The organism is Rhodospirillales bacterium (genome assembly GCA_016872535.1).
GTDB lineage: Bacteria > Pseudomonadota > Alphaproteobacteria > Rhodospirillales > 2-12-FULL-67-15 > 2-12-FULL-67-15.
Window position 1 is genome coordinate 1 of the sequence record VGZQ01000092.1, and the last position, 10583, is coordinate 10583.

Consider the following 10583-nt stretch of genomic DNA (forward strand, 5'->3'; position numbering starts at 1 on the left):
GCGCGCTCAACCGGCGCCGGTACCCGCGCCGATCGCGCCTCCACCGCCGGCTCGGGCTTCGGTGGCCGCCACGCCGCCGCCCCCGGCGGCGGAGCCGCCGCAACCAGCGGTGACCACGCGCGCCCTGACCGTCGAGGAAACCTATCGCGCTTCGCTCGCCGAACAGAGCCGGCTTCCCTCCGCCGTGGCGGGAGTATCCGAGCCTCCGGAGACCTTGATCGTTTCGTCCGAAGGGCTCGAAACGGTGCGCCGAACCCGTCAACCGGACGTCGCAGCCACATCCGCACCCGCGCGCCAAGCGGGCGTTCTCGGGGGCGGCGTCGCGCTCCGGCCCGCCGGCCAGGTCGAAAGTCCCGCCGACTCGACGGCGATCAAGATCGCGACCATCCAGTTCGCCGACGGCTCGTCCCGTCTCGACGACGAAGCCCGCCGCGTCATCGGCCAAGTCGCCAAACTGCACGGCGAAAAAGGCGGCACGTTGCGCGTGGTCGGTCATGCGTCGTTGCGCACCAAGCCGATGGATCCCGACCGCCACGCCAAGGTCAACGAGGGCATTTCGATCGCGCGCGCCAACGCGGTTGCCGGGCAGTTGGCCCGCCTCGGCGTCAAACGCGATGCCATCGTCGTCAGCGCGCGCGGCGATTCCGAACCCACGTACTACGAGATCATGGAAACCGGCGAGGCGGGCAACCGCCGCGCCGAGATTTACCTCGAAGTCAACCCCTGACCAAAACCGGCCGCGCGCCGCCGCCCACGCCCATGGAAGAGTTTCACCGCATCCGCCGCCTGCCGCCCTATGTCTTCGCCGAGGTCAACGCGATGAAGGCGCGCGCCCGCGCCGAGGGCAAGGACATCATCGATTTCGGCATGGGCAATCCGGATCAGCCGACGCCGTCGCACATCGTGCAGAAGCTGATTGAAACGGTGCGCGATCCGCACACGCACCGTTATTCCAATTCGCGCGGCATTCCGGGCCTGCGCAAGGCGCTGGTCGGCTATTACGCGCGCCGCTTCGGCGTCGACCTCGATCCCGAAAGCGAAGCGATCGTCACGCTCGGCTCCAAGGAAGGCCTCGCCAATCTGGCGTCCGCCATTTCGAGTCCCGGCGACGTGATTCTGGTGCCGAATCCGAGCTACCCGATCCACCCGTTCGGCTTCATCATCGCCGGCGCCTCGGTACGCAACGTGCCGGTGACGCCCGATCGCGAATTTCTCGCCGCCCTCGAGCGCGCGGTCCAGCACAGCGTGCCCAAACCGATCGCCCTGGTGGTCAACTATCCCAACAACCCGACCGGCATTCTCGCCGATCTCGATTTCTACGGGCAGGTCGTCGACTTTTGCCGCCGGCACGGTATTTTCGTTCTCTCCGACATCGCCTACGCCGAAATCTATTACGACGTTACGCCGCCGCCCTCGATCCTCCAGGTGCCGGGCGCGCGCGACATCGCGGTCGAGTTCACGTCCATGAGCAAGAGCTACAACATGCCCGGCTGGCGCATCGGTTTCGCCGCCGGCAACCGGCGCCTGATCGCGGCGTTGGCGCGCATCAAGTCGTACCTCGATTACGGCGCCTTCACGCCGATTCAGGTCGCGGCGGCGGCCGCCCTCAACGGGCCGCAGGAATGCGTCGCCGAAATCCGCGAAACCTACAAAACCCGCCGCAACGTCCTGGTCGAAGGGCTGAACGCCGCCGGCTGGCCGGTCGAGCCGCCGCCCGCGGGCATGTTCGTGTGGGCGCCGCTGCCGCCCCCGTTCCGGCACCTGGGCTCGCTCGAATTTTCCAAGCTCTTGCTGGCCGAGGCCGAGGTCGCGGTCGCGCCCGGGGTCGGCTTCGGCGAGCACGGCGACGGCTTCGTCCGCATCGGTCTGGTCGAAAACGTCCATCGCACCCGTCAGGCGATTCGCAACATCAAGGCCTTCCTCGGGCGCTACGGCAAGGTTATCGACGCCGATGAGCGCCGCCGCGAGCGAATCCTCGCGGCCAATAAATAACGGCGGCGGCGGGTTGTTTTTCGCCCGCCCGCCGGCGGGACCGCCGCCGCGAGCGAATCCTCGCGGCCAATAAATAACGGCGGCGGCGGGTTGTTTTTCGCCCACCCGCCGGCGGGACCGCCGCCGCGCTTCCGCGCAACGCGGCTAATTCCAAATTGTCGGGATACGCTCTAAGGTGCGGCCATGGCCGCATCCCCCCTCCGCATCGGCATCGCCGGCCTCGGCACCGTCGGCGCCGGCACGCTCAAGGTGCTGCGCGCCAACGCCGAGTTGTTGGCGTTGCGCGCCGGACGCGAGTTGAAGCCGGTCGCGGTATCGGCGCGCGCGCGCGGCAAGAACCGCGGCGTTTCGCTCGACGGCTTGCGCTGGTATGACGATCCCCTCGAACTCGCGGTCGATCCCGAGATCGACGTGGTGGCGGAATTGATCGGCGGCGCCGACGGCGTTGCGCGCGGCCTGTGCGAATTGGCGCTGCGTAACGGCAAGCACGTGGTCACCGCCAACAAGGCCCTGCTCGCCCATCACGGCGCCGCGCTGGCGCGCGCGGCGGAAACCGCCGGCCGCGCGCTCGCCTTCGAAGCCGCGGTCGCGGGCGGCATTCCGATCATCAAGGCGTTGCGCGAAGGACTGGCCGCCAACCGCATCAACCAGCTCTACGGCATCCTCAACGGCACCTGCAATTACATCCTGACGCAAATGCGGACCGAGGGCCGCGAATTCGGCGCGGTGCTCGCGGAAGCGCAGAAACTCGGCTACGCCGAAGCCGACCCGAGCTTCGACGTGGACGGCGTCGACGCCGGGCACAAGCTCGCGATCCTGGCGGCGGCGGCCTTCGGCGGCGAAGTCGACTTCGGCGCCGTCAGCCTGGAAGGCATCCGCCACGTCACGCTTACCGACATCCGTTTGGCCGAGGAACTCGGCTACCGCATCAAGCTGCTTGGCATCGCGCGCCGCACCGAACTCGGCATCGAACAGCGCGTGCACCCGTGCATGGTGCCGCTCGCGACCCCGATCGCGAGCGTCGACGGCGTCTACAATGCCGTGGTGGTGGAGGGAGATTCGGTCGGCACCGCGGTGTTCGAGGGCCGCGGCGCGGGCGAGGGACCGACCGCGTCGGCGGTGATCGCCGATTTGATGGACATCGCGCGCGGGCACAGGATTCCGGCGTTCGGGGTACCGGCGGCGCGGCTGGCGAAGCTTCCGCGCGCGCCGCTCGCCAAGCGCAAGGGTCCCTGCTACGTGCGGCTGATGGTGGTGGACCGGCCCGGCATTTTTGCCGCCGTCGCCGCCTCGTTGCGCGACCACGAGATTTCGATGGAATCGGTATTGCAGCGCGGCCGCGCCCCGGGCGCGGTGGTGCCGGTGGTGATGACGCTGCACGAGGCGACCGAGGCCGCGCTGCAACAGGCGCTCGCCGAGATCGCCAGGCACGACGGCATCGTCGAGCCGCCGCGCATGATCCGGATCGAAACCTTCGCCTGACCCGCCGGAATCCGTCGCCATGAGCGCAGACGAAGCCCAGGCCGCCGCGATCGCCGGGCGGGTGCGCGCCCAGTACGAACGCTTTCCCTATCCGCACGACGAGGCGCGCATCTCCGACGACGTGCTGGCGGGCCGCGAATTTCCGCGCGGCTGCCCGAAGCGCGAATTCGCGCTCTACTGGCCGACCCTGCCGGAACGCGACGACCTCGATATCCTGGTCGCCGGGTGCGGCAGCAATCAGGCGGCCATCCTGGGGGCGACATTGCCCAACGCGCGCATCGTCGCGATCGACATCAGCGCCGCCTCGATCGCGCGCTCCGAGGCGCTCGCCCGCGCGCACGGCGTCGCCAACGTCACCCACCTTCATAAATCCCTGCTGGAGGCGGGCGACCTCGGCCGGGATTTCGACTACATCGTCAGTTCCGGCGTGCTCCACCATTTGCCCGATCCCGACGCCGGTTTCCGGGCGCTGCGCGGCGTGCTGCGGCCGATGGGCTCGATGCTGATCATGCTCTATGGCCGCTATGGCCGCGACGGGGTGTATTTGTTCCAGGACTTGTTCCGGCGCTTAGGCGTTACCCCGGAAACGGCAACGGCCGACGACCTTCGCCATGTCGCCGATCTGGTCAAGAACGCGCCCGCCACCCATCCGATCACGCTCAGGCGCGCTTATTTCGGCGATCCGTCGGAGGCCGAGACCGTCGATCTCTTTCTCCATCCGCGCGACGTCGCGTATACGGTGCCGGAAATCCACGACACGCTCGCGCGCACCGGCCTCGCGCTGCAGGCGTGGTATTACCGCGCCCATTACTCGCCCCGCTGCACGCCGCTCGTCGATCATCCGTTCTACGAGCGCATCGAGCGATTGCCGGAACGCGAGCGCTTCGCCATCGGCGAGCTTTATCGCGCCGCCGTGCATCAGCATTTCTTCGTCGCCTGCCGCGGCGACCGTCCGCGCGCGACCTATGTGCCCGACTTCGCGGACGACAAGCTGTTCGCCCTGGTGCCGCAACTGCGCCCGTCCTTCGTCGCGGAGCCGCGCCCCGACGGCCAACCCGGATTGCGCTGCCGTCTGGGCGGTCACCTGTTCAAGATTTTGCAACTCAACTTCGATCCCATTCAAAGCCGCGTCATATCCCTGGTCGACGGCCGGCGTTCGGTCGGCGCCATCGCCGGCGAATTGCAGGGCCTCGGCGACGCGGCGACGGTGCGCGCCTATTTGCGCGGGCTGATCGAGGATTTGTGGGAGTTCGACTTCGTGTTTCTGAGGTTCCCGGGATGACGGCGATTCCGGCGACGGATTTGCGCAATCGGGCGAACGGAGAGGCGGCATACCTCGGCGTCGACGCCTCGCTCACCGGGCGGCGCTGGCAGTTGCGCGCCTCCGACGGGCGCGCGGCGCTGGCGCTCGCCCAGCGCTTCGGTCTGCCCGAAATCGTCGGTCGCGTGCTCGCCGGACGCGGTGTCGGGCTCGACCAGGTGGCGGCGTTCCTCAATCCCACGTTGCGCGCGGCTCTGCCCGATCCTTCGCGCCTCAAGGACATGGATCGCGCCTGCGAACGGCTGGCGGCAGCGGTCATGGGCGGCGAGGCCATCGCCGTCTTCGGCGACTACGACGTGGACGGGGCGACCTCGACCGCGCTGCTGTCGCGCTATCTCAAGGCGGTTGGCGCGCGCGTCCGCATCTACATCCCGGACCGGATTGCGGAAGGCTACGGCCCCAACGCGCCCGCGCTCGCCAGGCTCAAGCGCGAAGGGGCGGGCGTCGCCATCACCGTCGATTGCGGCACCGGCGCGCATACGGCGCTGGCGGCGGCTCGCGCCGACGGTCTCGACGTGATCGTCGCCGACCATCACGCGGCCGAGGCCGACTTGCCGCCGGCCTTCGCCGTGGTCAATCCCAACCGCCTCGACGACGGGAGCGGACAGGGGATGCTCGCCGCCGTCGGCGTGGTGTTCCTGATGCTGGTCGGCCTCAATCGCGCGCTGCGCGCCGCCGGGTGGTTCAAAACGCGCCCCGAGCCCGACCTGCTGCAATGGCTCGACATTGTCGCGCTCGGCACCGTGTGCGACGTGGTGCCGCTTACGGGACTCAACCGCGCGCTGGTGACGCAGGGGCTCAAGGTGATGGCCGGGCGGGGCAACGCCGGGATTGCCGCTCTCGCCGACGTCGCCGGTCTCGCCGAGCCGCCGGAGGCGTATCACGCCGGGTTCGTGCTCGGGCCCCGGGTCAACGCCGGCGGGCGGATCGGCGCGCCCGACCTCGGCGCCCGCATCCTCGCGACCGACGACGCGGCCGAGGCGGCGGAATTGGCGCGCAAGCTCGACGCCCTCAACCGCGAGCGCCAGGCGATCGAAGCGCGCGTGCTGGAAGACGCGATCGCCGCGATCGAGGCCGAGGGCGGCGCGCACGCGCTCGCCTTCGCCGCGGGCGAAGGCTGGCACCCGGGCGTGGTCGGCATCGTCGCCGCGCGCCTCAAGGAACGCTACAACGTGCCCGCGTGCGTGGTCGCGCTCGCGGGCGAAACCGGCACCGGTTCGGGCCGCTCGGTCGCGGGCGTCGATCTCGGCGCCTGCGTGATCGCCGCGCGCCAGGCGGGCCTGCTGCTGAAGGGCGGCGGGCACGCCATGGCCGCCGGCTTCACGGCCACGCGCGACCAATTGCCCGCCTTGCGCGCGTTCCTGGAGGAACGCATCGCCGCCCGGGTGCGCGAAGCGCGGATCGTGCCGACGTTGTCCTTCGACGGATCGCTCCGGCCCGACGGCGCGACGGCGGAACTGGCCGAAGCGCTCGCCCGCGTCGGGCCGTTCGGCTCGGGCAATCCCGAGCCGCGTTTCGCGCTGCCGGCCGCGCGCATCGGCTTCGCCGCGCCCGCCGGGGACGCGCACGTGCGCCTGGCCATTTCGCCCGACGGTCCCGGCCGGCCGTTGAAGGCGATCGCGTTTCGCTGCCTCGATACCGACCTCGGCCGGGCCCTGCTCGCCGCCCAGGGGGGCGTGCTGCACCTCGCCGGCAAGCTCCGCCTCGACACCTGGAACGGCGCCGCCGGCGTCCAGTTGGTGGTCGAGGACGCGGCGCTCCCGTAGGCGGGATTATTTCTTCTTGCCCTTGCCGAGAATCCTGGCGACCGCGTTCTCGGGGCTGAGCCGTTGTGCCACCGGCAGCGGGCCGACCAGCGGCCGGGCGTAGGCGAGAAACGCCTCGGTCACGTCGTGGCCCGACTTGGCGATGAAGTCGTCGGCCATGACCTTGGTCTTGCCGGCGACGTCCTTGAGCGGCGACAGCTTATAATCGACCACGTAATCGCCGACCCGGTGGATGGTGACGGTGCCGTCCGTTCCGGCGAAGCGGGCGTATTGGGCGGCCTTGATGCCGACCTCGCGCGCTTCGCGCCGGTCGGTTTCGGAAACACAGCCGAGGAACGAGCGCTGCAGGTAGCCAAACGTGTCGCCGCGCACCCGCTTGATGCCGGTTTGGTTCTTGATCGCGTCGGTGAGCAGGTCGGCGAGCGCGCCGGTCCCCGACAGCTGCACGTTGCCGTGCGCGTCCTTTTCCACGATTTTGGCGAGCTGGACCGCGATCGGCGTGCCCGATTTGTCGTGGACGCCCTCGGACACGGCGACGACGCAGCGCCCGAATTTGTCGTAAACGCGCTTCACGTCGGCGAGGAACGACTTCATCGCGAAGTCGCGCTCGGGCAGGTAAATCAGGTGCGGCCCGTCGTCCGGATAGCGCCGCGCGAGCGCGGCCGCCGCGGTCAGGAAGCCGGCGTGGCGGCCCATCACCACCGCGACATAGACCCCGGGCAGCGCGCGGTTGTCGAGATCCGCGCCGGCGAAGGCCGAGGCGACGAAACGCGCCGCCGACGGGAATCCGGGCGTGTGGTCGTTGACCATCAGGTCGTTGTCGATGGTCTTGGGGATGTGGACGCAGCGGAGCGGATGGCGCTCCTTGCGCGCTTCCTCGCTCAGGATGCGCAGCGTGTCCGAGGAATCGTTGCCGCCGATGTAGAAAAAAGTGCCGATGCCGTGCGCTTTCAGCACCTTGAAAATGTCCCGGCAGTATTTCAGGTCCGGCTTGTCACGGGTCGACCCGAGCGCCGAGCAGGGGGTATCGGCGACCCGCTCCAGGTTTTCGTTCGATTCCTGGGTCAGGTCGAGGAAGTCCTCGTTGACGATGCCGCGCACGCCGTGGCGCGCGCCGTAGACGCGCGCGACTTCCGATTGCGTGCGGGCCTCGAGAACGGCGCCGACCAGGGATTGGTTGATGACGGCGGTGGGGCCGCCGCCTTGGGCGATCAGAACTTTTCCGGCTGGCATGGGGGTCCTTTGATAACGCGGGGGAAAGAGTAAGGAGGGGGGAGGGATGTAAGGGAAAAACCCCTATACGAAGGTTTTCACGAAGGATATGATCGATACGATATATGGGAGCAGAGACGGTGAAGAAACCGGAAAAACGCTCCCTAAACAAGGTTTACCCGGGTTATCCACTGGCTTCTCGTACCCTATCCCACATGGCCCGAGGAAACGCCCCCTCCGATAACAGCGAGTCTCCATCGGGACCCGAAACGCCTTCGCTTCCGCTCATTCATATCGTCGACGACGACCCGCTCATCTGCAAGGTGCTGGTCGCCATCGTCGAGGCGGGCGGGTGGCGCACGGCGGTTCACCATTCGGCGGAAGTTTTCCTCGCCGGCCACCGAGACGGTTGTCCCGGGTGCGTTCTGCTGGACATGCGTATGCCCGGCATGAACGGCCTCGACTGCCTGCGCGAATTGAAAAAACGCAACTCGGCCCTCCCGGTGGTGATGGTGACCGGGCACGCCGACGTCGAATTGGCGGTCAAGGCCATGAAGGAAGGCGCGCTCGACTTTTTCGAAAAACCGGTAACCGCCGCGCGGGTTCTGGAGGTAGTGCGCCACGCCGTCGATTTGAGTCTGGCCGAGCATGGCTCGCGCGCCAACCGGGCCAAGACGGAGCGGTTGCTCGCCGCGCTAACCCCCCGCGAGCGGCAGGTTCTGCAACGAATTTGCCGCGGGGAGATCAACAAGGCGGTCGCCCGGCATCTCGGCATCAGCGAGAAGACGGTCGAGGTCCACCGCGCCCGGGTGATGAGCAAATTGAACGCAAAATCCCTTGCCGATCTAATTCGTATCGTGCAGGGAGACGGCCCGGCGGATCCGGAAACGCCCACGATCGACGCCGCCAAGCCGGACGCCAAGGTTCTGCCCCTGCGTACGCCGCCACCGCGGGAAAAAAGCTCGGGGCGGGCTTGATCGCGCTAGCAACCGATATTGAAAACAACTCTTAACGATTCAGGTTTGGAAATCCGACTATAGCCAGGGATTGATTTTTGATATACCAGCCACCGCCAACGAGGCGTTCGCCGGCTGGGGGCCGGGGAATTCCCCAATTTTTATTCCTTACGATTAGTTCTATTTTGACAACAACAGGGTCGGGTCGACCCGATCGGGGACGTCGCAATTGGCCGCCGAATACAACATCGAGCGCCTGAACTTTTTGATCGTCGACGACAACAAGCACATGTGCTTGCTGGTCAAGTCGATTCTCAACGCGTTCGGGGTGCGCAACGTGGTCGAAGCCGCCGACGGCGCCGACGCGTTCAAGGCGCTCAAGCATTTCCCCGCCGACATCATCATTTGCGACTGGGTGATGCAGCCGCTCGACGGGCTCGATTTCGTGCGCCTGGTGCGCACCGGCAAGGACAGCCCGAACCCCTACGTTCCGGTGATCATGCTGACCGGCCACACCGAAATGCACCGGGTGGTGGAAGCGCGCGAGGCGGGCGTGAACGAGTTTCTCGCCAAGCCGATTTCGCCCATGAAGCTTTATGCGCGCATCACCTCGATCATCGAGCGCCAGCGCAATTTCATCAAGACCAAGAGCTATTTCGGCCCCGACCGCCGCCGCCAGAAGCTTGCCAGCTACAAGGGGCCCGAGCGGCGCAAGAAGCAGGCCGATACCATCGCCGTGCAGCCGATCACCAACGTGACGCGCGTCGTGAAACCGGGGGAAAATCTGCCGCCGCCTTCGCTGCCGCCCGGCGCTCCCGAGCCGGCCGCCTCCTCGATTACCGAGGAAGCCAAGGGCCTGTCCCAGGCCGAGGTCGAGGCGCTGCTCAAGAACTGAGCGTTTCGCTTTCCGTGATTTCCCGCGCTTGATTTCGAGCCCCCATCCGTATAGGAGGGGCGCGGTCCGGCGCTTATCCAAGTCCCCATCGTCTAGAGGCCTAGGACACCGCCCTTTCACGGCGGTAACAGGGGTTCGAATCCCCTTGGGGACGCCAGCCTTCGCTCTTCGAGCTTCGGCTGGCTTACGCCCGTGAGACAGCCGAAGGGGCGCCCTCGAATCCTGGACACGACTCGTTTATTTATGCACCCTCCCGCCGGTGGGAGGGACGCGCATGGCCGTCTTGAAGATTGCCCTCATGGGCCACCCGATTCTCAGGCGCGCGGCGGAGCCGGTCGCCGACCCGACCGACCCCGAGATCCGGAAACTCGCCGACGACATGCGCGAAACGCTCGAGGACATCGGCGCCAACGGCCTCGCCGCGCCGCAGGTGCATGTGTCCAAGCGGGTCGTCGTCTATCGGGTCGCGCCGCACCAGATTCCGCCCGGCGCCGCGATGAAGCCGATCCCCTGGCGAACACTGGTCAATCCGGTGGTCACGCCGCGCACCGAAGAGAAAAAGCCGATCTGGGAACGTTGCCTGTCGGTTCCCGCTCTGCACGGCCAAGTGCCGCGCTTTACCAAGGTTCGCGTTAGCGCGAAGCAGACGGATGGCTCGGACCTGACCATCGACGCGACGGGCTTTCACGCCATGCTCTTGCAGCATGAGATCGATCATCTGGACGGCATCCTGTATCCGATGCGCATGACCGATCTTTCGACCCTCGCCTTCAACAGCGAACTCGGCGATCGCGGCTTCTTCGTCCCGCGCTCGCCCGAGGAGTTTATGGATTAGGGTCCGGACTCAATTGGCCCACCATACTACGGCGGCGGCCAAGAACACGCCGGAGAGGAAGACGTCGGCGCGTTTGTCGTAACGGGTGGCGATCCGCCGGAAGTCCTTGAGACGACAGAACATG

At 67.4% G+C, this 10583-nt stretch carries 10 protein-coding genes and 1 tRNA gene; 9 read left to right on the forward strand and 2 right to left on the reverse strand.

Going from position 1 to position 10583, the window contains the following annotated elements:
• From FJ311_14275 to recJ, 5 genes are all read left to right on the forward strand, one after another.
• Positions 1-727: OmpA family protein (locus FJ311_14275; protein MBM3952605.1), on the forward strand; the 727-nt coding region annotated here is incomplete at its 5' end.
• Positions 728-759: 32 nt separating this feature from the next.
• Complete coding sequence (locus FJ311_14280) at positions 760-1992, forward strand: LL-diaminopimelate aminotransferase (protein MBM3952606.1); 1233 nt, start codon at positions 760-762, stop codon at positions 1990-1992.
• Between the two features lie 183 nt (positions 1993-2175).
• The gene (locus FJ311_14285) at positions 2176-3474 is read left to right on the forward strand and encodes a homoserine dehydrogenase (protein ID MBM3952607.1); all 1299 of its coding nucleotides are present in this window, start codon (positions 2176-2178) and stop codon (positions 3472-3474) included.
• 19 nt (positions 3475-3493) lie between these two features.
• On the forward strand, positions 3494-4756 hold the full coding sequence (locus FJ311_14290) for a class I SAM-dependent methyltransferase (protein ID MBM3952608.1): 1263 nt from the start codon (positions 3494-3496) through the stop codon (positions 4754-4756).
• Positions 4753-6561, forward strand: a complete 1809-nt coding sequence (recJ, locus tag FJ311_14295) for a single-stranded-DNA-specific exonuclease RecJ (protein ID MBM3952609.1) — start codon at positions 4753-4755, stop codon at positions 6559-6561. Before FJ311_14290 ends, recJ begins: the two co-directional genes overlap by 4 nt.
• Before the next feature lie 6 nt (positions 6562-6567).
• On the opposite strand, the gene FJ311_14300 is transcribed toward recJ, so the two are convergent.
• Positions 6568-7794: a 6-phosphofructokinase gene (locus FJ311_14300; protein ID MBM3952610.1), complete on the reverse strand. Its 1227-nt coding sequence runs from the start codon at positions 7792-7794 to the stop codon at positions 6568-6570.
• A gap of 194 nt (positions 7795-7988) precedes the next feature.
• Here FJ311_14300 and FJ311_14305 point away from each other — a divergent pair, with 194 nt between their 5' ends.
• From FJ311_14305 to def, 4 genes are all read left to right on the forward strand, one after another.
• Positions 7989-8750 (forward strand): response regulator transcription factor, encoded by a 762-nt coding sequence (locus FJ311_14305; protein MBM3952611.1) that lies wholly within the window; start codon positions 7989-7991, stop codon positions 8748-8750.
• A gap of 268 nt (positions 8751-9018) precedes the next feature.
• Positions 9019-9624 (forward strand): response regulator, encoded by a 606-nt coding sequence (locus FJ311_14310; protein MBM3952612.1) that lies wholly within the window; start codon positions 9019-9021, stop codon positions 9622-9624.
• Positions 9625-9705: 81 nt separating this feature from the next.
• A tRNA-Glu gene (locus tag FJ311_14315) sits at positions 9706-9781 on the forward strand.
• A gap of 117 nt (positions 9782-9898) precedes the next feature.
• On the forward strand, positions 9899-10459 hold the full coding sequence (gene def / locus FJ311_14320; protein MBM3952613.1) for a peptide deformylase: 561 nt from the start codon (positions 9899-9901) through the stop codon (positions 10457-10459).
• A gap of 9 nt (positions 10460-10468) precedes the next feature.
• Here the strand turns inward: def and FJ311_14325 are convergent.
• Positions 10469-10583 (reverse strand): IS5/IS1182 family transposase (locus FJ311_14325; protein MBM3952614.1); only part of this gene is annotated, 115 nt, incomplete at its 5' end.